Genomic DNA, 21,647 nt, shown 5'->3' with positions numbered 1-21,647 from the left:
TTCAGACGGCCTTTTTACGGTAAAACCTTTATTCCGGTTTCTTCGCCAGCATGGTGACGAATTTAAACTGAATCGGATTGCCGAATTCGTCTTTCGCGTGCATCGAACCCAGCTCTTCCTTGTATTCCACCAATTCCCAATCCTTATAGTATTCGCGCAGCTCGCCTTCGCTGAATTTGAACGGGAACGGCATCGGGCAAGGGAAATCTTCCGTATCCATCGCAGAAACAATCAGGTTGTAGCCGCCGGGGTTGGTGTGTTCCTTCATATTGGCAATTACGTCAGGAACGTAACGCGGCATCAGGAACATAAATACCACGGTCGCCACCATATAATCGAAGTTTTCCTGAATATTGGCGGCATTGAGGTCGTATTCAAACGCGCGGACATTCAGTTCTTCGATACGCGCCAGCTCTTCCACGTTTTGAACCGCGTTCGGATTATTATCGACAGCGGTAACGTCAAAACCTTTCAAACCCAGATACAGCGCGTTTCGACCCTGACCGCAGCCCATATCCAAAACCTTGCCGACGGGCACGATGCCTTCGGCAGCGCGGACGGCCGAATGTGTCGCGCTCATGCCGTATTTCTTATTGAAATAGTCCGCCGCCTCGCAGTAAAACGACAGTTGAATTTCCGTGTCTTGCGTTTGCGGCGCGATAAAGTGCCATGCTTGCGGATGAATAATCCAATCATCGCTTTCAGGCGTCAGCTCGTGCGTGGCCGTAATATTGCCCGCCTCGTCCACTTCATTGAAGTTCAGACGGCCTTGGAGGACATTGAGGCAGCCCCAAGTACCGGCGGCGGTATTGTGTTTGGACAACAAGGCTTCGGGAATCTCGTCCGCCGTCCACACCGGCATCTGTTTGTAACAAAACAATTCTTGCTGTTCGCTCATCATGTTTCCTTTCTATTTTGACGGTTTCAACACAGCTTCTGCCAAGGCTTTCTGAATGGCAATCACGCTCTTGTCGCTTTTAAACTGCAAGGTTTCGGTCGGTGCTTCGCTGGAAGAAACCCAAATCTTCAGCTCGGCATCCAAATCGAAATGACCCGAGGTTTCCACCGAAAAGCGCGACACGGAACGGTACGGAATCGAACGGTAAGACACTTTCTTGCCGGTCAACCCCTGCTTGTCCACCAACACCAGCCGATATTCGGTAAACACAATCAAATCGCGCACCAGGCTGAATGCCATTTTTACCTGTTCGCCATCAATCAGGATATTCGCCAAATCGCGTTCCACCGCATCGGCGTCTTTTTGCGAAGCATTGCCCAAAAGGCCGCTGAACAATCCCATATCTACCTGCTTTCTATACGAGTGATAAGTGCAGGGTATTTTACACGCGCAAACCGTATTTGCCGATATTTCAGACGGCCTTATGTTATGATACCGCCTTATTCGACAAAGACATGCCCATGGATAAACCCGTTTACCTCTACACAGACGGCGCATGCAAAGGCAACCCCGGCGCAGGCGGCTGGGGGGTATTTATGCGCTACGGCACACATGAAAAAGAACTGTTCGGCGGCGAAGCCGAAACCACCAACAACCGCATGGAGCTGACCGCCGTCATCGAAGGCCTGAAATCCTTAAAACGCCGCTGCCAAGTCGTCATCTGCACCGACTCGCAATACGTCAAAAACGGCATGGAAAGCTGGATACACGGCTGGAAAAAAAACGGCTGGAAAACCGCCGCCAAAAAACCGGTCAAAAACGACGATTTATGGAAAGAGCTGGATAGTCTGGTTCAACAGCACGATGTCCGCTGGACTTGGGTAAAAGGCCATGCCGGACACCCTGAAAACGAAAAAGCCGACGAGCTCGCCAATCAAGGGGCGGCAAAATTTGCATAACACTTCACCCATGACTGTACTCAAATATCTCAAACCATTCTTTTGGATTGCTATCATTACATCGATTTGTGTGACGCCAATAGCACTTATGTTCGCCTATTCGCCCTTTCATGATGTCAATGATTTTTTTAACTTTGGCTTGTGTGACCACGTTAAGACCGCCGAAGAATGTGCCGACTTAATCACGCCCGCCTATTTATTTTGGTGGTTTATACCCAAACCGTGGTTTTTTACATTCATCACGCTGACTGCTATTTACCTCGTTCTAAAAATCCTGATTGAAATCATCCGATTCCTATTCAGACTGAGAAAGAAAAACCCATGACCTGCCCCATCTGTACTGCCGACAACGAAGATATTTTGCTGCAAACGCCAAACCTGCGCGTTATCGCCGTCCACAACGAAGCCGGCGCACCGGCATTCTGCCGCGTGATTTGGAATAACCATGTTTCCGAGATGACCGACCTTTCCCCTGCCGAACGCAACGAAATCATGGAAATGGTGTATCAGGTTGAAGCCGCAATGCGCCAAGTCTTCCGCCCGGCCAAAATCAATCTGGCCAGCCTCGGCAATGTTGTGCCCCACCTGCATTGGCACGTCATCGCCCGTTTTGAAAACGACGCCAACTTCCCCGCGCCGATTTGGGCTACGCCCGTCCGCGAACACGGTATGACCTTGCCCGAAAATTGGCCGGAACAAATCAAAAACTTAATCGCTTAAACTTTCAGACGGCCTGTAAGGTCCGACACGCCAAGTTCAGGCCATCTGAACATATAACGAAAGGAAAACCTCAATGAACTCCACCACGCGCCGCCATTTCCTGCGTACCTGTTCTGCCGCGGCAGGTGCAGGGTTGTTGCAAGCCTGCGGCACAGGCACGACCACCACGCCGCAAACCAAAACCACATCTACCACCACGAAAGCCAAAACCGTGCAACCTAAGCAACCCCATCCGCCACGTTCCGGCGACAACCTCCTGCGCGTTGTTGCGCCGTCAGGCTTCGCCGAAGACCCCAACCGCGTGACCACTGGCCTGACTCGCCTCTACAACGCAGGCTTTACCGTGACCAACCAACAGGCAGGCAGCCGCCGTTACCAACGCTTTGCCGGCAGCGACGCCCAACGCGCCGCAGACTTTCAAGACGTTGCCAGCAGCCGTGTCGAAACGCCCAAAGTCTTGATGGGCCTGCGCGGCGGCTACGGCGCGGCACGCATCCTGCCTCAAATCGACTTTGCCTCACTCGGCGCCAGAATGCGCGAACGCGGCACATTGTTCTTCGGCTTCAGCGACGTATGCGCCGTCCAACTTGCCCTGTTAGCCAAAGGCAATATGATGAGCTTTGCCGGCCCGATGGTGTACAGCGAATTCGGCAAAGCTGCCCCCAGCGTCTTTACCATGGATTCTTTCATCCGCGGCACGACCAACAACGTCAACATCGTCGATGTCGCAACCATCCAACGCGCCGATGTCAACGTCGAAGGCACATTGTGGGGCGGCAACCTCAGCGTTCTCGCCTCCCTCGCCGGTACGCCTTACATGCCCGATATTCAAGGCGGCATCCTCTTTATCGAAGACGTCAGCGAGCAACCCTACCGCATCGAGCGCATGCTCAACACGCTTTATCTGTCAGGTGTTTTGCAAAAACAACGTGCCATCATCTTCGGCGATTTCCGCATGGGCACCATCCGCGACGTGTACGACTCCAGCTACGACTTCTCCGCCGTCGTCAACCACATTTCGCGCACTGCAAAGATTCCTGTGTTGACCGGTTTCCCATTCGGCCACATTACCAACAAAACCACTTTTCCGTTGGGCGCGCATGCCAAAGTCCGCAGTACCGGCAACGGCGGTTATTCCGTCACCTTCAGTGGCTATCCGACGCTGAACCCGTCCGCGCTGACGCTCGACAACCTGCTGCCGCCTCCTGTTCCGACTTACGACAGCACCATCTACCGCGACAGCATCACTGAAGAAGTCACTGAATAAGGCTTATTCAAATCAAAAGGCCGTCTGAAATCCAGTTTCAGACGGCCTTTTTATCTTAAATCTTAACCGTAACGTCGTTGGAAATCTTTCATAAAGTCGGCCAACGCGTTCACACCTTCAAGCAGCATCGCATTGTAAATGCTGGCACGCATACCGCCTACGGTTTTATAGCCTTTGAGCAGGCACAAGCCCTGCAACTCGGCCTCCAACACAAAACGGCGGTCCAAGTCTTCGCTTGCGGTTTTGAAGACCACGTTCATTTTGGAGCGTGCATCAGGATGAATATCGTTGATGTAAAAACCGCCGCTGCCATCTATCGTCTCATACAAGGTTTGCGCCTTTATTCGGTTGACCGCTTCAATTTTTTTTACACCGCCCTGCGTTTGTAGCCAGCGGAACACCAAACCCGACATATAAATCGCATAGGTGGACGGCGTGTTGTACATACCGTCGCGGTTGATGTGAGAGCGGTAGTTGAACACATCGGGAATATCGTTCGGACAACGCTCCAGCAAATCCTCGCGGATAATGACCACGGTCGCACCGGCAGGGCCGATATTTTTTTGTGCGCCGGCATAAATCAAGCCGTAATCGGATACATCAAACTCACGCGACAAAATCTCGCTCGACATATCGCATACCAGCGGCGGCAGGCCGTCTGAAAGTTTGGGGACGTTTTGATACTGCAAGCCGTTTACGGTTTCATTAATCGCAAAATGAACAAACGCAGAATTCGGGTTGACATCCCAATCCTCCACCGCAGGCAGGTTTTTATAGGCATATCGCTCGCCGCCATGCGCAGCCAAATAGATTTCGGCATTGCTCAAACGGCTCATCTGTTCATAGGCAATACGGCTCCAGTTGCCTGTTACCACCGCGTCGGCAGTCGCAAAACCGTGCGCCAAATTCATGGCCACCATATTAAATTGCGTGGTCGCACCGCCCTGTAAAAACAGGATTTTATAGTTGGACGGAATATTCAAAAGCTGGCGCAAGTCTTGTTCGGCATGATGCAGAATACTCAAAAACATATCCGAACGGTGACTCATCGCCATCACGGGGAAACCCGTACCGTTGTAGTCGAGCATTTCCTGTTGCGCGGTACGCAATACCGCTTCCGGCAATACGGCAGGACCTGCGGAAAAATTGTAAATCGGGTGTGCGGACATGGCGGCCTTCTTTCTTATTCGGTGGGTATAAAGAAATTGTAGAACCGCCTTGCACATTGTGCAAGCACGAAAAATCAGAAAATCCAAGACCGTCTGAAAACAAAGCAATACCAATTCTTTGTTTTCCAAAATAATTTCAAAACCATCATATCAAAACTTGTCAACAATTTCCTTTTCAGACGGCCTCGACCCTACCCTTTACATTTAAGCAATCACTTCAAAAAATCCACGCCAAATCAACACTTTTCTTTTATCTTGAAAACAGTTATAATAGGCCAATTTTTCAAATCACACGAAAAATGGCCGCGCGGCCATTTTTTTGTTTATGTACTTCTGGAGAAGCATGGATATTCAAAGCATTCTTGATAAAACCCTGCCCGGTTTGGGCTATGAGCTGGTCGATTTCGAACTGACCGCACAAGGCGATTTGCGCGTTTTCATCGATAAAGAAGGCGGCATCACCGTCGAAGACTGCGCCACTGTCAGCAACCATCTGAGCCGCGTGTTTATGGTTGAAGACATCGACTACAAACGTTTGGAAATCTCCAGCCCGGGCCTTGACCGTCCGTTGAAAAAAGCCGCCGACTTCGTGCGCTTTGCCGGCCAGAACGCCAAAATCAAAACACGCCTGCCGATTGATGGTCAGAAAAACTTCATCGGCCGTATTGAATCTTGCGAAAACGACATCGTTACCGTCTCTTTCGACGGCAAAACTGCCCAAATCGAATTGAGCAACATCGACAAAGCCCGTTTACGCCCCGAATTTAAATTTTAAAAACCGATTACTTGGAGATTCTAGAAAATGAGTCGCGAAATGTTACAGCTGGCCGAAGCGCTGGCAAGTGAAAAAAACGTTGAAACGGAAGTCGTATTCAAAGCCCTTGAATTCGCCCTCTCTACTGCTGCCAAGAAAAAAGCCGACCGCGAGTACATGGACGTGCGCGTCGAAATCGACCGTGATACCGGCGAATACCAAACCTTCCGCCGTTGGCTGATTGTTGCCGATGAAGACTACACCTACCCTGATGTAGAAAAAACCATCGAGGAAATCCAAGAAGAAATTCCCGGCACCACCATCCAAATCGGCGAATACTACGAAGAGCAGCTGCCAAACGAAGGCTTCGGCCGCCAAGCCGCGCAAACTGCCAAACAAATTATCCTGCAACGCATCCGCGATGCGGAGCGCGAGCAAAACCTGAACGAGTTCCTCGCTTCTAAAGAAGACATCGTTTCCGGTACGGTAAAACGTGTCGAGCGCCACGGCATCATCGTTGAAGTCGTCGCGGGCAAACTCGATGCCCTGATTCCGCGCGAAGAAATGATTCCGCGCGAAAACTTCCGCAGCGGCGACCGCATCCGCGCCCTCTTCCTGCGTGTGGACGAAATCGGCAATACCGGCCGCAAACAAGTCATTTTGAGCCGTACCAGCGGCGACTTCTTGGCCAAACTCTACGCTAACGAAGTACCTGAAATTGCAGACGGCCTGTTGGAAATCCGCGAAGTAGCACGCGACCCCGGCCAACGCGCCAAAGTTGCCGTTAAAGCCAACGACCAACGCATCGACCCGCAAGGTACTTGTATCGGCGTGCGCGGTTCCCGTGTTAACGCCGTGAGCAACGAATTGTCCGGCGAACGCATCGACATCGTATTGTGGTCTCCTGAGCCTGCCCAATTCGTGATGAATGCGCTGTCTCCTGCCGAAGTAAGCCGCATCGTAATTGACGAAGACAAACACGCTGTTGACGTAATCGTTGATGAAAACCAACTGGCGCTGGCCATCGGCCGCGGCGGTCAAAACGTCCGCCTGGCTTCCATCCTGACCGGCTGGCAGCTGAACATCATGACCATTGAAGAAGCCGACGAGCGCAATGCTGCCGAAGACGCGGTTATCCGCAACCTCTTCACCACCCACTTGAACATCGACGACGAAACCGCCGATATCTTGGTGGAAGAAGGCTTTGCCACATTGGAAGAAGTTGCTTACGTTCCAGCGGCAGAATTGCTCTCGATTGACGGCTTTGACGAAGAAATCGTTGAAACCCTGCGCAATCGCGCACGCGATGCGATCCTGACCATTACCATCGCCGCAGAAGAAAAACTGGGTGAAGTGTCTGAAGACATGCGCAATTTGGACGGCGTAGATTCCGATATGTTGCGCAAACTTGCCGAAGCCGGCGTTACCCAACGCGATGATCTAGCCGAATTGTCTGTTGACGAATTGGTCGAAATTACCGGTGTTGACGAAGAAGAAGCCAAAAAAGTAATTTTGGCTGCACGCGAACACTGGTTTACTGAAGAAAACAACTAAGGGGGTACTGAATGAGTAATACAACCGTAGCGCAATTTGCCGCCGAACTAAACCGCCCCGTCGATGATTTGCTTAAACAATTGAAAGAAGCCGGGGTCAACAAAAACAGCGGCAATGACAGCATAACCACTGACGACAAACAACTGTTGACTGCTTACCTGCAAAAGAAAAACGGCAGCAACAGCGGCACCATCAGCATCCGCCGTAAAAAAACCGAAGTCAGCACAGTTGACGGCGTAAAAGTGGAAACACGCCGCCGCAGCCGTGCCGTTACCATTCCTTCTTCCGAAGAATTGGCAGCGGAAGCCAAAGCCAAAGTAGCAGCGAAAAACCAAAAAGCCGAAGCAGAGAAAGCAGCCGCTCAAGCTACCGAAGAAAAAGCCAAAGCTGAAGCAGAAGCTGCCGCAAAGGCCGAAGCCCGTGCCAAAGCAGAGGCCGAAGCAGCCAGGCTGAAAGCAGCCAAAGCCGCACCAAAAGCGGAAGGTAAACCTGCCGAAGCCAAAAAAGAAGAAGCCAAACCGGTTGAAACCGTAGAAGCTAAGGCCGAAGCTAAAGCAGACAACAAGCCGTCTGAAAAATCCGTTGAAGCTGAAAAACCAGTCGAAGCCAAGAAACCTGCCAAAGCCAAACAAGACAAAGGCGGCAAAGGCAAAGAAGCGAAAAAGGCAGCCAAACCTGCCGCTCCTGCCATACCGCAACCTGTCGTCAGCGTGGAAGAACAGGCTCAACGCGATGAAGAGGCCCGTCGTGCCGCCGCCCTGCGTGCGCATCAAGAAGCCTTGTTGAAAGAAAAACAAGAGCGTCAAGCACGCCGCGAAGCCATAAAACAACAGGTCGAGAAAGACTCAAAACCTACGAAAGAAGCCAAATCAGGCGAACGCAGCAAATCTGCAGAGAAAGCCAAAGCAGCATCCGGCGAAGGCAAATCCGAACACAACGCGCGCGGTAAAAAAGAAGACCGTCGTGACCGTGACGAAGAAAACCAAGGCCGCAACGCCAAAGGCAAAGGCGGCAAAGGCGGCCGTGACCGCAACAATGCACGCAATGGCGACGACGAACGCGTACGCGGCGGCAAAAAAGGCAAAAAACTCAAACTTGAGCCAAACCAACACGCCTTCCAAGCGCCGACCGAACCTGTCGTACACGAAGTTTTGGTGCCTGAAACCATTACCGTTGCCGACTTGGCACACAAAATGGCCGTTAAAGGCGTCGAAGTGGTTAAAGCCCTGATGAAAATGGGCATGATGGTAACCATCAACCAATCTATCGACCAAGACACTGCCCTGATTGTGGTGGAAGAACTCGGCCACATCGGTAAACCTGCCGCCGCCGACGACCCTGAAGCATTCTTGGATGAAGGCGTTGAAGCAGTAGAAGCCGAAGCATTGCCGCGTCCTCCGGTTGTTACCGTGATGGGTCACGTTGACCACGGTAAAACCTCCCTGCTGGACTACATCCGCCGTGCCAAAGTGGTACAAGGCGAAGCGGGCGGCATTACCCAACACATCGGTGCATACCACGTTGAAACCCCACGCGGCGTGATTACCTTCTTGGATACTCCGGGTCACGAAGCATTTACCGCCATGCGTGCGCGCGGTGCGAAAGCAACCGATATCGTGATTCTTGTGGTAGCAGCCGACGACGGCGTAATGCCTCAAACCATCGAGGCGATTGCCCACGCTAAAGCCGCGGGCGTGCCTATGGTGGTAGCGGTAAACAAAATCGATAAAGAGGCGGCCAATCCCGAGCGTATCCGCCAAGAGCTGACTGCGCATGAAGTCGTGCCTGACGAATGGGGCGGCGATGTACAGTTCATCGACGTTTCCGCCAAAAAAGGCCTCAATATCGACGCATTGCTCGAAGCCGTATTGCTCGAAGCCGAAGTTTTGGAACTGACTGCCCCAGTCGATGCACCTGCCAAAGGTATCATCGTTGAAGCCCGTTTGGACAAAGGCCGCGGCGCAGTTGCCACATTGCTGGTTCAAAGCGGTACGCTGAAAAAAGGCGATATGCTGCTGGCCGGTACTGCATTCGGTAAAATCCGTGCGATGGTTGACGAAAACGGCAAAGCCATCAATGAAGCCGGCCCATCTATCCCTGTCGAAATCCTCGGCTTGTCCGACGTACCGAACGCAGGCGAAGATGCAATGGTATTGGCCGACGAGAAAAAAGCGCGCGAAATCGCCCTCTTCCGTCAAGGCAAATACCGCGACGTGCGCTTGGCCAAACAACAGGCCGCAAAACTGGAAAACATGTTCAACAATATGGGCGAAAACCAAGCCCAATCCTTGTCCGTCATTATCAAAGCAGACGTACAAGGTTCTTACGAAGCTTTGGCGGGCAGCCTGAAAAAACTGTCCACCGACGAAGTGAAAGTGAACGTGTTGCACAGCGGCGTTGGCGGCATTACCGAATCTGATGTTAACTTGGCCATCGCTTCCGGCGCATTCATCATCGGCTTTAACGTCCGTGCAGATGCTTCCGCACGCAAACTGGCTGAGAATGAAAACGTGGAAATCCGTTACTACAACATCATTTACGATGCCATCGACGACGTGAAAGCCGCCATGAGCGGTATGCTCTCTCCGGAAGAGAAAGAGCAAATCACCGGTACGGTCGAAATCCGTCAGGTTATCTCCATTTCCAAAGTCGGCAACATTGCAGGCTGTATGGTTACCGACGGTGTGGTCAAACGCGATTCCCATGTCCGCCTCATCCGCAACAACGTGGTTATCCATACCGGCGAGCTGTCTTCTTTGAAACGCTACAAAGATGACGTCAAAGAAGTCCGCATGGGCTTCGAATGTGGTCTGATGCTCAAAGGCTACAACGAGATTATGGAAGGCGACCAACTCGAATGTTTCGACATCGTCGAAGTTGCTCGTACTCTGTAATCAGACAGGCCGTCTGAAAAATCAGAAGCAGGTTTTGCAATGCGAAATCTGCTTCTTTTTTCAGACGGCCTTTTTACAACCATTCATAGTTTGAAACTATGAAAATTGATGTGTGGTATATAAGAAACAAAACAGCCGCACAAGGCAAAGCCATTTGGCAAAGGAATAGACGGCAGACAAAGTCTGATAAAGCTCTCTATATATTGTCATATCTTAACGTTTCTGTTGTTTTTATCAAATTTCGGCACTAGTATATACAGCCTAAACACAATACAAATTAAGCAATACCGGCCATATGCCGGATACGTTTACTTCCTTGTTACTCTCATCAATATCTAAAGAAAATATCATGACAATCAAAAAAGCAATGCGCAATTTGAATTACGACATTTAGAGCAATTACAGCCATCCTCCCTTGTACAAGCAACAACAGGCACGTCGAGAGATGACGTTTATTATGTAACCTGCAGCGATGATAAAATCATTGAAAACCCAAATGGCAGAGATGATACGGTTTACAGTTGAAAACCGGCGATGATTGGGTCTTAACCATCAAAGATACAGGCGACACCCTGACCATCCATGACATTATCAACAATAATGTCGACAGCTTTGTATTCGGAAACGGTAAGAGCTACACCGCCGACGAAATCAGCAAAGCACTGATTACAGAAAATACACAAAACAACGGTATCCTGTAAAACTCAAAGGCCGTCTGAAACCTTAATTCAGACGGCCTTAGTCCTTTGCTGATTTATTTATCGTTCTGCTATATAATTATTCTCATTCGAATTCACAAGAAAGAATAAAAATGGATGCCTTAAATCTCCTCACCACGCGTCGCTCTTCCAAAAAACTGACTGCTCCTGCACCCAATGCCGAGCAACTGGAACAAATGCTGCAAGCGGCAACACAAGTTCCTGATCACGGCAATATGCGCCCTTATCGCTTTACTGTGATTCAAAGCGAGGCCGGCTTACAACGTTTCCGCGAGCTGTTGAGCAATACCGTTACCGAACTCAACTTCGGCGATGATGCCATGAAAAAAGCCGAACGCGTCGGCAACATGGCGCCTATGATTATCGGCGTTACATTTACGCCAAACCGTGAAGTGGCAAAACCCAAACCCGAATGGGAGCAAATGCTGACTGCCGGCTGCGCCGCCTATGCTTTACAACTGGCTGCTTCTGCTCAAGGCTTCGACAACGTTTGGATTACGGGCATGTGGGTCAACAGCCCATTGTTGCGCGAAGCATTTGAGTGTGCCGACAAAGACAAAATCATCGGCCTGATGATGATTGGTTCGCCGACCGAAGAAGGCGGCGGTCCGAAAAATACCAATTTGGAATGTTTTACAACTTATTGGTAAAGCCTGAAAACACTCAGGCCGTCTGAAAACCTAATCTAATGGTTGTTTAGACGGCCTTTTTATATCTATTATCGAAGCATTAAGCCGGATACATAAACGCTTCAATTTCTTCCAAAGAAATATCCGCCGTCGCGCCATGGCGTGAAGCCACCAACGCACCCAACGCACAAGCAAAAGCGATGGCTTCTTGAGGAGGCGCATTGTTCAGCAGTTTGTAGGTCAAACCGCCAAGAAAGCTGTCGCCGGAGCCGACAGTATCCACCACTTTGACGCGGAAACCGCAATGACGGTATAACTCGCCGTCCTTATACAAAACCGCGCCATGACTACCCAAAGTCACACACAAGATTTTGACCCCTGTCAGCTTAACAAGGTAGCTGATATTTTGTTCGATACTGTGATAAGGAGAGCCGTAAGCCGCAGCCAATTCATACAACTCATCATCATTGAGTTTGACCATATCGGACTGTTTAATGGTCTCCAACAAGCGGGCAATATCGTAATGGGGCTTGCGCAGATTAACGTCAAAAATTTTGAATTTGGCTTCTTTCAGCAAAACTGCCAAGCTTTTACGCGAAACTTCATCACGGGTTGCCAAGCTGCCAAAAACGAACGCATCGGATTCTGCCACACGTTTGATTGCCGCATCATCAACCGCAATCCTGTCCCACGCGCAAGGATAGACAATCTCATAAGACGCACTGCCACACTTATCCAAATGTACTTTCACCAAGCTGGTCGCACATTCATGACAAACCTGCAAATAATCAGTGTTGACGTTTTTGCTTTGAATCTGGCGTAGCAATTCTTCGCCATCGGCATCATCGCCACGACGGCTGATGATGGCAGTATCGATACCCAAAGACTGCAAACGAACGGTAACATTCAGGGGTGCACCACCCAATACCTTTCCGTTTGGAAAATCGTCCCACAGCACTTCGCCGAAACTGGTTACTTTCATTCTTGGCCTTCCTTTTTTGAGGTTGATTGGCAGGGTCTGCACGCCCAACAGATTTTTTGCAAATCATGTACTTGTAGTAAAACTCCAGCATCGGGGGCAAAAGTATTATGTTTTAAAATATTGGGACTGACAAGCAATTAAGGGCATATCAGACAATAAACTTGATTCATCACAAAATTATATTGTTCCTATTTTTTTCTTTTTCTTTCACATTTATCCCTTTCTATTTCATTAAAACAAAATATTCTGAAATTTAAATACAAAAGGCCGTCTGAAAACTGATTCAAACAATTTTCAGACGGCCTTTATCGAATTATTGCAGTGTTTAGACTACAACTTCTTCTTTTTTCTTCACTTCTTTGGCAATGTTCTCACGGCTCAAGCCAAACATCAGCAAGAGCGGGCTGGCAACCAATACGGAAGAGTAAATACCGAACACGATACCGATGGTCAGCGCCATAGAGAAACCGTGCAAGGCTGCACCGCCGAACACCAGCATAGAAACAACCATTGCCTCGGTCGAACCGTGGGTAATGATGGTACGGCTCATGGTTGCAGTAATCGCGTTGTCGATAACTTCCGGCACAGTGTGGCCGCGCATATGCGGCTTACGGAAGTTTTCACGAATACGGTCAAACACAACCACAGATTCGTTCACAGAATAACCCAAAACTGCCAAGATACCTGCCAAAACAGTCAGAGAGAACTCCCATTGGAAGAAGGCGAAACAGCCGAGAATAATCACGATATCATGCATATTCGCAATAATTGCGGACACTGCAAAACGCCACTCAAAACGCATGGACAAGTAAATAATAATACCTGCCACTACGAAGCCCAATGCCATCAAACCATTGGTAACCAATTCTTCACCAACCTGAGGGCCGATAAATTCAACTTGGCGCAAGGTAACGTCAGGATTGTCTTTTTTCAGCAAATCCATCACTTGGTTGGACAGCTGGGCAGACGTTACACCTTCTTTGTTCGGCAGGCGAATCATGATGTGTTTGTTCGTACCCAATGCCTGAACCTGTACATCACCCATTTTCAGCGTATCGAGGCGTTCGCGCGTTTTATTCACATCCACACCCTGCTGATATTGAACTTCCATCACCGTACCGCCGGTAAATTCGACGGAGAAATTCAGGCCTTTGGTTACCAAAAAGAACACGGCGGCGATAAACGTAACCAACGAAATAAAGGTCGTCAGTTTGCCATAGCTCATAAACGGAATATCGCGTTTGATTTTAAATAATTCCATGTTTTACTCCTTGCCTTCTGCCATTTCAGCTTTCGGCTTCCATACCGCACCAATGGAAATATTCCGCAATTTGCGACGGCGGCCGTACCACAGGTTGACCAAAGCACGGAACACGACCACAGATGAATACATCGAGGTCAGAATACCGATACAGTGTACAACGGCAAAACCGCGTACAGGACCGGAACCGAACACCAACAAAGCAATACCGGCAATCAGAGAGGTCAAGTTAGAGTCGACAATGGTTGCCCAAGCATGTTGGAAACCCAGATTGATTGCCTGCTGAGGTGGCATACCTCCGCGCAATTCTTCACGGATACGCTCGTTAATCAATACGTTGGAGTCAATCGCCATACCCAATGTCAATGCCAACGCGGCAATACCCGGCAAGGTCAGCGTTGCCTGCATGGCAGACAAAATGCCCACCAAAAATAAGATATTGGTACTCAAAGCGATGGTAGAGAAGAAACCCATCAGGCGGTAGTAAACCACCATAAATGCAGCAACGGCGGCAAAGCCCCACAAGGTGGAATTGAAGCCTTTTTCAATGTTTTCTTTACCCAAAGACGGGCCGATGGTACGTTCTTCGACAATCTGCATAGGCGCAGCCAGCGAGCCGGCACGCAGCAACAATGAAGTATCGTTGGCTTCGGCAGTTGTCATGCTACCGGAAATCTCCACACGGCCACCGGTAATGGCGGAGCGGATGACAGGCGCAGTCACAACTTCGGATTTACCTTGGTCGATCAACACCATAGCCATACGTTTACCCACATTGGCCGAAGTCAATTCGCCAAAAATGCTGCCACCTGCGCTGTCCAAGCTCAGGCTCACAGCAGGAGCGCCCATTTGGTCAAAGCTAGGTTGCGCGTCGTTGATGTTGTCGCCGGTCAGTTCAACTTGTTTGTTGACCAAAATAGTTTCCGGATGATCGCCACCGCTTGACAGTAACTCATAACCAGTCGGTACATTACCGTTTAAGGCTTCTTGCAGTTTAATCGGATCGTCTTCCACCATGCGCACTTCCAAAGTCGCGGTACGACCGATAATGTCTTTTGCTTTGGCAGTATCTTGTACACCCGGCAGCTGTACAACAATGCGGTCAAGACCGGATTGCTGGATAACCGGTTCTGCCACACCCAATTCGTTCACACGGTTGTGCAAAGTGTTGATGTTTTGTTTTACCGCATCAGAGCGTACTTTATTGATCGCCTCTTCAGACAGAGTCAGCAGGATATTGTTGCCGTCTGCAAGTAAAGTGGCTTCAGGGAACATTTTTTGCAACTGAGGCAAAGCCTTTTGTACATCGGCGGCATCTTGCAGAGGCACGGTCAGACCGTTTTCAGTCTGATGTACCGTACCGGTACGGATTTTTTCGCGGCGCAATTCGCGGCGGATGTCGCCGGCGTAACGTTCAAACGTTTTCTGCATCGCGGCTTTCATGTCCACCTGCATGGTGAAATGCACACCACCGCGCAAGTCCAGACCCAAGAACATCGGATTGGCTTTAATTTTCGCCATCCACTCAGGGCTGTCCGCCAAAAGGTTGAGCGCGGTAATATAGCCTTCGCCCAAAGTGTTTTCGATGACATCACGCGCTTTCAGTTGCGTTTCAGTATCTTTAAAACGCACTTTCAGCGAGTTATCGACAATGAACATACCGTCCGTCTGAATACCTGCGCTTTGCAACGCAGAAGACACTTTAGACTGAGTTTGATCATTGATAACGATGGCTTGTCGGTTGGTCGATACCTGTACGGCAGGCGTTTCACCGAAAAGGTTGGGCAGCGAGTAAACAGCCGCAACCACAATCGTGAACGCAATCAGCAGGTATTTCCATAAAGGATAACGGTTCATGGTAAACCTTTGCTTTATTTATAAAGGCAAACAGCCGCACTCGGAAAATGAGGCGGCTTTTCGCAAAAAAACGGATTATTCGGCTTTCGCGGCAATCGCGTTGCGTTCAACTTCTACTTCGATTCTCGCACCTTGGCCGATGTCGACAGTGTAGAATTGCTCGCCGACTTTAGTCACGCGGCCTTTGAAACCTGCAGCCAAAACGACTTTATCGCCTACTTTCAAAGCAGCCAGCATCGCTTGGTGTGCTTTGAATTTCTTTTGTTGAGGACGCATAATCAGGAAGTAAAACACCACCATAATCAGCAGTAAGGGGGCAAATTGAGCCACAGCTTGATTCATAATATATCCGTTCTTTTGAGTTTTAAGATAAAGTAAAAAACTGCATACAGCCCAAAACGCAGTTGGTCGGACTGTAAAATTGAGCTATTCTAAAGGCCGTCTGAAAAATTTCCAAGCATTTCCGTATTTATTAACCATATTTAGCAGTCCGTGCGACTCGTTCTAGACACACCTTCCATGCTTAAAAAAATCATTTGGCGCGTGCGTACCCTGCTGCGTCGACTACTCGGCAAAAATGCCCGCACCGTATGGATTTCCCATCCGATATTTCTGCAGCACCAACCGGGCACCAACCACCCCGACAAGCCCGAACGCATCAGCGCCATTCAAGCCGCCTTAAAAAAGGAAGGCATTTGGCGTCATCTGCAAACCGCTGAAGCACCCGAAATCAAAGATGCGCAACTGGCATTGGTCCACTCGCGCAATTATCTACACGAATTGGAGGCCGCACAGCCGCTTCCCGGCAAAATCCACCGCATCGATGACGATACGGTCATCTGCCACGACTCCCTCAAAGCCGCCCGTTTTGCGGCCGGAGCCGTTGTCAAGGCAGTCGATATGGTGATGAACAAAAAGGCATGGCATGCTTTTTGCGCCATCCGCCCACCCGGCCACCATGCCCACAGCAACAGCGCCAACGGATTCTGCCTCGTCAACAACACCGCCGCAGGCGTGATGCACGCCATTGCCCAATACCGCCTGCAACGCATCGCCGTCATTGATTTCGACGCCCATTTCGGCGACGGTACGGCGGAGATTCTCCGAGACGATCCGCGCGTGATGTTTTTCAACCTGTTTGAAACCGACATCTTCCCCTTCCCAGAGGCGGAACAATACGCCGGCAGTAAAAATATGCTGCATACACCCCTCAAACCGGGCACAGGCAGCCGTATCTTCCGCACGACCATCCGCGAACAATGGCTGCCCAAGCTCACGGCTTTCCGTCCCGAGTTGGTATTGCTTTCAGCCGGTTTTGACGGACACAAACAAGACGAAACAGGCCGTCTGAACCTGCATGAAGCCGATTTTGCCTGGCTGACGCACAAAATCGTCCAAGCAACGGCAAGCTGTCAGGGACGTGTCGTTTCCATACTGGAAGGCGGATATACCTTGGAATCCCTGTCCAAATCCGCCGCCGCCCACATCCGCGTATTGGCAGGCTTGAGCAAGGCAGATTACGTCATCGCCTACCAAAAGCATTTGAAGCGCGGCAAAAGTAACAATCCTACGCAATAACGCATTTAAACTATCGACCCAGGCCGTCTGAAAACACATCATCCGTTTCAGACGGCCGGCCTTTTTTTCATTTACACACGTTAATTTGAGCAAAGACAAACCATTTCCATATTATCAGTAGTAAAATAACAAAAATAAAACGGACAAATAAAAATAGTTCACACACCTCACTGCTACCCTTTCCCCCAATTGACCGTCTTTTCAGACGGCCTCCATTTAAAAAAAGGAGCGTTACAATGAAAGCAGCACGTTTTTACGATAAAGGCGACATCCGCATCGAAGACATCCCCGAACCGACCGTCGCCCCCGGCACCGTCGGCATCAACGTCGCCTGGTGCGGCATCTGCGGTACCGACCTGCACGAATTTATGGAAGGCCCAATTTTCATTCCACCTTGCGGCCACCCACACCCAATCTCCGGCGAGTCTGCGCCAGTCACCATGGGTCACGAGTTCTCCGGCGTGGTTTATGCCGTAGGCGAAGGCGTGGACGATATCAAAGTCGGCCAACACGTCGTGGTCGAACCCTACATCATCCGCGACGACGTACCGACCGGCGAAGGCAGCAACTACCACCTCTCCAAAGACATGAACTTCATCGGCTTGGGCGGCTGCGGTGGCGGCTTGTCTGAAAAAATCGCCGTCAAACGCCGTTGGGTACACCCTATTTCCGACAAAATCCCATTGGACCAAGCCGCTTTGATTGAGCCTCTGTCCGTCGGCCACCACGCTTATGTCCGCAGCGGCGCGAAAGCAGGCGACGTCGCATTGGTCGGCGGCGCAGGCCCGATCGGTTTGCTGCTTGCCGCCGTGTTGAAAGCCAAAGGCATCAAAGTCATCATCACCGAATTGAGCAAAGCGCGCAAAGACAAAGCCCGCGAATCCGGCGTTGCCGACTACATCCTCGACCCGTCCGAAGTCGATGTCGTCGAAGAAGTGAAAAAACTGACCAACGGCGAAGGCGTAGACGTCGCATTCGAATGTACCAGCGTGAACAAAGTTCTGGATACTTTGGTTGAAGCGTGCAAGCCCACGGCCAATTTGGTTATCGTTTCCATTTGGAGCCACCCCGCCACCATCAACGTTCACAGCGTCGTGATGAAAGAGCTGGACGTGCGCGGCACCATTGCCTACTGCAACGACCACGCCGAAACCATCAAATTGGTTGAAGAAGGCAAAATCAACCTTGAGCCTTTCATCACCCAGCGCATCAAACTGGACGAATTGATTTCCGAAGGCTTCGAGCGCTTGATCCACAACAATGAATCCGCAGTAAAAATCATTGTTAACCCTAATCTTTAATCCTAAGGTTTAAAGAATAAACAGGCCGTCTGAAACTTTTCAGACGGCCTGTTTACTTGATAAATTCCCGAATGGCCCAATTCTATGCCAACCATTCACTTATCAAGAGCAAAATCTCATGAATCCAAAATACGCCCCACTCTTTCAAACATACACCCTCAATAGCGGCGTAACCATCAAAAACCGCCTTGTCGTCGCCCCCATGACCCATTTCGGCTCACAAGCCGACGGTTTAATCAGCAACCAAGAGCGTACCTTCCTCAGCAACCGCGCAGGCGATATGGGCATGTTTATCACTGCCGCCACTTTGGTTCAAAAAGACGGCAAAGCCTTTCACGGCCAACCTGAAGCCACAGGCGAACACTGCCTCGACAGCCTGAAAGAAACCGCACAAATCCTGCAACAGCAAGGCGCAAAAGCAATTTTACAAATTCATCACGGCGGTTCCAAAGCCATGGATGACCTTTTGGACGGTCTCGATAAAATCAGCGCTTCCGCCAGCGAAGCCGAACACGCACGCGAAGCGACCGCAAAAGAAGTCGAAGCACTCATCGCCTCTTATGCGCAAGCCGCCGATTTGGCGCTTCGTGCCGGTTTTGACGGCGTGGAAATCCATGGTGCCAACACCTATCTGATCCAACAGTTTTACTCTGCCCAAAGCAACCGCCGCAACGACCAATGGGGCGGCAGCTTGGAAAACAGAATGCGCTTCCCTCTGGCCGTTATCGATGCCGTGATTGCCGTCCGTGAAAAACACCAGCGCGACGACTTCATTATCGGCTACCGCTTCTCCCCCGAAGAGCCGGGCGATGACGGCTTGACCATGACCGAAACCGGCGCACTGATTGACGCATTGGTACAAAAACCGCTGCAATATCTGCACGTTTCCTTGTGGGAATTTGATAAAAAAATCCGTCGCGGCGGCGATACTGCCCAAACCCGTATGCAGTTCATCCACGAACGCATCAACGGCAAACTGCCGCTTATCGGCGTGGGCAACCTGTTTACCGCCGACCAAATTTTGGCCGCCTATGAAACCGGCTGGGCAGAATTTATCGCATTGGGCAAAACCGTGATGATTAATCCGCACATTGCCACGCAAATCCGTGAAGGCCGCGAAGATGAAATCGAAACGCAACTCGACCCGACGCGTGCCGACCATTACGGCTTACCCGACACCTTGTGGGGATTTGCCTCCAGCGGTACGCAATCATGGCTGCCGCCGGTAAAAGGCGCAGAATGGAAACCGATGGATATTTAATCATCGATTCATAACCAAAGGCCGTCTGAAACTTTTCAGACGGCCTTTGTTTTGGCGCAAACATTGAATTATCAAGCATTTTTTTGTACAATTCCGCATCTTTCAATCTATTGCAGGGCGTGTTGCACACGCCCTTATTTTAGCCTGTTTTCCAACACCCATATCCTTCAGGCCGTCTGAAAAAGCGGCCTGAAACTTTTTGCAAAGAAAACCATGTCCCAAGAAATCCTCGACCAAGTGCGCCGCCGCCGCACGTTTGCCATCATCTCCCACCCTGACGCGGGTAAAACCACGCTGACCGAAAAACTGCTGCTGTTTTCAGGCGCGATTCAGAGCGCGGGTACGGTAAAAGGCAAGAAAACCGGTAAATTCGCCACCTCCGACTGGATGGACATCGAGAAGCAGCGCGGCATTTCCGTGGCCTCGTCCGTAATGCAGTTCGACTACAAAGACCACACCGTCAACCTCTTGGACACGCCGGGACACCAAGACTTCTCCGAAGACACCTACCGCGTTTTAACTGCCGTTGACAGCGCGTTGATGGTCATCGACGCGGCAAAAGGCGTGGAAGCGCAAACCATCAAACTCTTGAACGTCTGCCGCCTGCGCAATACGCCGATTGTTACCTTCATGAACAAATACGACCGCGAAGTACGCGATTCTTTGGAATTGCTGGACGAAGTGGAAAATATTTTAAAAATCCGCTGCGCGCCCGTTACTTGGCCGATCGGCATGGGCAAAAACTTCAAGGGCGTGTACCACATCCTGAACGACGAAATCTATCTCTTTGAAGCCGGCGGCGAACGACTGCCGCACGAATTCGACATCATCAAAGGCATCGACAATCCTGAATTAGAACAACGCTTTCCGTTGGAAATCCAGCAGCTGCGTGACGAAATCGAATTGGTGCAGGCGGCTTCCAACGAGTTCAATCTCGACGAATTTCTCGCCGGCGAGCTCACGCCCGTATTCTTCGGCTCGGCGATTAACAACTTCGGTATTCAGGAAATCCTCAATTCATTGATCGACTGGGCTCCCGCGCCGAAACCGCGCGACGCGACCGTACGCATGGTCGAGCCGGATGAGCCGAAATTTTCCGGATTTATCTTTAAAATCCAAGCCAATATGGACCCGAAACACCGCGACCGTATCGCCTTCTTGCGCGTCTGTTCCGGCAAATTCGAGCGCGGCATGAAGATGAAACACCTGCGCATCAACCGCGAAATCGCCGCCTCCAGCGTGGTCACGTTCATGTCGCACGACCGCGAGCTGGTGGAAGAAGCCTACGCGGGCGACATCATCGGCATCCCGAACCACGGCAACATCCAAATCGGCGACAGCTTTTCTGAAGGCGAACAACTGGCGTTCACCGGCATCCCCTTCTTCGCGCCCGAACTGTTCCGCAGCGTCCGCATCAAAAACCCGCTGAAAATCAAGCAACTGCAAAAAGGTTTGCAACAGCTCGGCGAGGAAGGCGCGGTGCAGGTGTTCAAACCCATGAGCGGCGCGGATTTGATTTTGGGTGCGGTCGGCGTGTTGCAGTTTGAAGTCGTTACCTCGCGGCTGGCCAACGAATACGGCGTAGAAGCCGTGTTCGACAGCGCATCCATCTGGTCGGCACGCTGGGTATCGTGCGAAGACAAGAAAAAACTGGCGGAATTTGAAAAAGCCAATGCAGGCAATCTCGCCATCGACGCAGGCGGCAACCTCGCCTACCTCGCGCCTAACCGCGTCAACCTGAATCTGACACAAGAACGCTGGCCGGATATTGTGTTCCACGAAACGCGCGAACATTCGGTTAAACTGTAAAACGCAAAGGCCGTCTGAAACTTTCAGACGGCCTT

19 protein-coding genes are annotated in these 21,647 nt (G+C 50.6%); 12 read left to right on the top strand and 7 right to left on the bottom strand.

Annotation, left to right across the window (positions count from 1 at the left end; all coding sequences use genetic code 11):
- Positions 1-28: 28 nt before the first annotated feature.
- Both tehB and HMPREF3052_RS05305 read right to left on the bottom strand, forming a co-directional pair.
- Entirely contained in the window at positions 29-898 is an 870-nt protein-coding gene (tehB, locus tag HMPREF3052_RS05310) for an SAM-dependent methyltransferase TehB (protein ID WP_070608010.1), read from the bottom strand.
- Positions 899-910: 12 nt separating this feature from the next.
- The gene (locus HMPREF3052_RS05305; protein WP_049329817.1) at positions 911-1,300 is read right to left on the bottom strand and encodes a PH domain-containing protein; all 390 of its coding nucleotides are present in this window, start codon (positions 1,298-1,300) and stop codon (positions 911-913) included.
- Between the two features lie 119 nt (positions 1,301-1,419).
- On the opposite strand from HMPREF3052_RS05305, the gene rnhA reads away from it, so the two are divergent.
- From rnhA to HMPREF3052_RS05285, 3 genes are all read left to right on the top strand, one after another.
- Positions 1,420-1,857, top strand: coding sequence for a ribonuclease HI (gene rnhA / locus HMPREF3052_RS05300; protein ID WP_036473212.1), 438 nt, complete (start codon positions 1,420-1,422; stop codon positions 1,855-1,857).
- Between the two features lie 321 nt (positions 1,858-2,178).
- On the top strand, positions 2,179-2,577 hold the full coding sequence (locus tag HMPREF3052_RS05290) for an HIT family protein (protein WP_070748987.1): 399 nt from the start codon (positions 2,179-2,181) through the stop codon (positions 2,575-2,577).
- Between the two features lie 73 nt (positions 2,578-2,650).
- Entirely contained in the window at positions 2,651-3,844 is a 1,194-nt protein-coding gene (locus HMPREF3052_RS05285; RefSeq protein WP_070748985.1) for an LD-carboxypeptidase, read from the top strand.
- Positions 3,845-3,906: 62 nt separating this feature from the next.
- Here HMPREF3052_RS05285 and serC read toward each other — a convergent pair whose 3' ends face one another.
- Positions 3,907-5,013, bottom strand: a complete 1,107-nt coding sequence (gene serC, locus HMPREF3052_RS05280; protein ID WP_070748983.1) for a phosphoserine transaminase — start codon at positions 5,011-5,013, stop codon at positions 3,907-3,909.
- Positions 5,014-5,356: 343 nt separating this feature from the next.
- On the opposite strand from serC, the gene rimP reads away from it, so the two are divergent.
- The 5 genes from rimP (at position 5,357) to HMPREF3052_RS05255 (ending at position 11,584) form a co-directional block, all read left to right on the top strand.
- Positions 5,357-5,788 carry a ribosome maturation factor RimP gene (gene rimP, locus HMPREF3052_RS05275; protein ID WP_003685973.1) on the top strand — a complete coding sequence of 144 codons (432 nt, stop codon included), beginning with the start codon at positions 5,357-5,359 and terminating at the stop codon, positions 5,786-5,788.
- 27 nt (positions 5,789-5,815) lie between these two features.
- Positions 5,816-7,321, top strand: a complete 1,506-nt coding sequence (nusA, locus tag HMPREF3052_RS05270; protein ID WP_070748981.1) for a transcription termination factor NusA — start codon at positions 5,816-5,818, stop codon at positions 7,319-7,321.
- 11 nt (positions 7,322-7,332) lie between these two features.
- Positions 7,333-10,215 (top strand): translation initiation factor IF-2, encoded by a 2,883-nt coding sequence (gene infB, locus HMPREF3052_RS05265; RefSeq protein ID WP_070748979.1) that lies wholly within the window; start codon positions 7,333-7,335, stop codon positions 10,213-10,215.
- A 521-nt stretch (positions 10,216-10,736) separates the two neighbouring features.
- Positions 10,737-10,916 (top strand): calcium-binding protein, encoded by a 180-nt coding sequence (locus HMPREF3052_RS05260; protein ID WP_070748977.1) that lies wholly within the window; start codon positions 10,737-10,739, stop codon positions 10,914-10,916.
- A gap of 110 nt (positions 10,917-11,026) precedes the next feature.
- Positions 11,027-11,584 carry a nitroreductase family protein gene (locus tag HMPREF3052_RS05255; RefSeq protein WP_070748975.1) on the top strand — a complete coding sequence of 186 codons (558 nt, stop codon included), beginning with the start codon at positions 11,027-11,029 and terminating at the stop codon, positions 11,582-11,584.
- A gap of 79 nt (positions 11,585-11,663) precedes the next feature.
- Here HMPREF3052_RS05255 and HMPREF3052_RS05250 read toward each other — a convergent pair whose 3' ends face one another.
- The 4 genes from HMPREF3052_RS05250 to yajC form a co-directional block, all read right to left on the bottom strand.
- Positions 11,664-12,545, bottom strand: coding sequence for a carbohydrate kinase family protein (locus HMPREF3052_RS05250; protein WP_070748973.1), 882 nt, complete (start codon positions 12,543-12,545; stop codon positions 11,664-11,666).
- Between the two features lie 325 nt (positions 12,546-12,870).
- Entirely contained in the window at positions 12,871-13,806 is a 936-nt protein-coding gene (secF, locus tag HMPREF3052_RS05245; protein WP_003686183.1) for a protein translocase subunit SecF, read from the bottom strand.
- Between the two features lie 3 nt (positions 13,807-13,809).
- The gene (gene secD / locus HMPREF3052_RS05240; protein WP_070748971.1) at positions 13,810-15,663 is read right to left on the bottom strand and encodes a protein translocase subunit SecD; all 1,854 of its coding nucleotides are present in this window, start codon (positions 15,661-15,663) and stop codon (positions 13,810-13,812) included.
- A gap of 75 nt (positions 15,664-15,738) precedes the next feature.
- The gene (gene yajC / locus HMPREF3052_RS05235) at positions 15,739-16,005 is read right to left on the bottom strand and encodes a preprotein translocase subunit YajC (RefSeq protein ID WP_003678762.1); all 267 of its coding nucleotides are present in this window, start codon (positions 16,003-16,005) and stop codon (positions 15,739-15,741) included.
- Between the two features lie 177 nt (positions 16,006-16,182).
- On the opposite strand from yajC, the gene HMPREF3052_RS05230 reads away from it, so the two are divergent.
- The 4 genes from HMPREF3052_RS05230 to HMPREF3052_RS05215 all read left to right on the top strand — a co-directional run bounded on the left by HMPREF3052_RS05230 (position 16,183) and on the right by HMPREF3052_RS05215 (position 21,612).
- A complete protein-coding gene (locus tag HMPREF3052_RS05230) occupies positions 16,183-17,241 on the top strand; it encodes a histone deacetylase family protein (protein WP_070748969.1) in 1,059 nt (352 codons plus the stop codon).
- Between the two features lie 236 nt (positions 17,242-17,477).
- Complete coding sequence (locus tag HMPREF3052_RS05225) at positions 17,478-18,542, top strand: 2,3-butanediol dehydrogenase (RefSeq protein ID WP_070748967.1); 1,065 nt, start codon at positions 17,478-17,480, stop codon at positions 18,540-18,542.
- A gap of 118 nt (positions 18,543-18,660) precedes the next feature.
- Positions 18,661-19,803, top strand: coding sequence for an NADH-dependent flavin oxidoreductase (locus HMPREF3052_RS05220; protein ID WP_070748965.1), 1,143 nt, complete (start codon positions 18,661-18,663; stop codon positions 19,801-19,803).
- A 213-nt stretch (positions 19,804-20,016) separates the two neighbouring features.
- Positions 20,017-21,612, top strand: a complete 1,596-nt coding sequence (locus HMPREF3052_RS05215; protein ID WP_070748963.1) for a peptide chain release factor 3 — start codon at positions 20,017-20,019, stop codon at positions 21,610-21,612.
- The last annotated feature ends 35 nt before the right edge of the window (positions 21,613-21,647 follow it).

Source organism: Neisseria sp. HMSC056A03, assembly GCF_001815685.1.
GTDB lineage: Bacteria > Pseudomonadota > Gammaproteobacteria > Burkholderiales > Neisseriaceae > Neisseria > Neisseria subflava.
This window is presented reverse-complemented; position numbering and strand designations above follow the sequence as displayed.

What these genes read in the sequence shown, in the direction of transcription:
- tehB (WP_070608010.1), bottom strand. Translation starts at nt 898, where the DNA reads ATGAGCGAACAGCAAGAATTGTTTTGTTACAAACAGATGCCGGTGTGG.
- HMPREF3052_RS05305 (WP_049329817.1), bottom strand. Translation starts at nt 1,300, where the DNA reads ATGGGATTGTTCAGCGGCCTTTTGGGCAATGCTTCGCAAAAAGACGCC.
- rnhA (WP_036473212.1), top strand. Translation starts at nt 1,420, where the DNA reads ATGGATAAACCCGTTTACCTCTACACAGACGGCGCATGCAAAGGCAAC.
- HMPREF3052_RS05290 (WP_070748987.1), top strand. Translation starts at nt 2,179, where the DNA reads ATGACCTGCCCCATCTGTACTGCCGACAACGAAGATATTTTGCTGCAA.
- HMPREF3052_RS05285 (WP_070748985.1), top strand. Translation starts at nt 2,651, where the DNA reads ATGAACTCCACCACGCGCCGCCATTTCCTGCGTACCTGTTCTGCCGCG.
- serC (WP_070748983.1), bottom strand. Translation starts at nt 5,013, where the DNA reads ATGTCCGCACACCCGATTTACAATTTTTCCGCAGGTCCTGCCGTATTG.
- rimP (WP_003685973.1), top strand. Translation starts at nt 5,357, where the DNA reads ATGGATATTCAAAGCATTCTTGATAAAACCCTGCCCGGTTTGGGCTAT.
- nusA (WP_070748981.1), top strand. Translation starts at nt 5,816, where the DNA reads ATGAGTCGCGAAATGTTACAGCTGGCCGAAGCGCTGGCAAGTGAAAAA.
- infB (WP_070748979.1), top strand. Translation starts at nt 7,333, where the DNA reads ATGAGTAATACAACCGTAGCGCAATTTGCCGCCGAACTAAACCGCCCC.
- HMPREF3052_RS05255 (WP_070748975.1), top strand. Translation starts at nt 11,027, where the DNA reads ATGGATGCCTTAAATCTCCTCACCACGCGTCGCTCTTCCAAAAAACTG.
- HMPREF3052_RS05250 (WP_070748973.1), bottom strand. Translation starts at nt 12,545, where the DNA reads ATGAAAGTAACCAGTTTCGGCGAAGTGCTGTGGGACGATTTTCCAAAC.
- secF (WP_003686183.1), bottom strand. Translation starts at nt 13,806, where the DNA reads ATGGAATTATTTAAAATCAAACGCGATATTCCGTTTATGAGCTATGGC.
- secD (WP_070748971.1), bottom strand. Translation starts at nt 15,663, where the DNA reads ATGAACCGTTATCCTTTATGGAAATACCTGCTGATTGCGTTCACGATT.
- yajC (WP_003678762.1), bottom strand. Translation starts at nt 16,005, where the DNA reads ATGAATCAAGCTGTGGCTCAATTTGCCCCCTTACTGCTGATTATGGTG.
- HMPREF3052_RS05230 (WP_070748969.1), top strand. Translation starts at nt 16,183, where the DNA reads ATGCTTAAAAAAATCATTTGGCGCGTGCGTACCCTGCTGCGTCGACTA.
- HMPREF3052_RS05225 (WP_070748967.1), top strand. Translation starts at nt 17,478, where the DNA reads ATGAAAGCAGCACGTTTTTACGATAAAGGCGACATCCGCATCGAAGAC.
- HMPREF3052_RS05220 (WP_070748965.1), top strand. Translation starts at nt 18,661, where the DNA reads ATGAATCCAAAATACGCCCCACTCTTTCAAACATACACCCTCAATAGC.
- HMPREF3052_RS05215 (WP_070748963.1), top strand. Translation starts at nt 20,017, where the DNA reads ATGTCCCAAGAAATCCTCGACCAAGTGCGCCGCCGCCGCACGTTTGCC.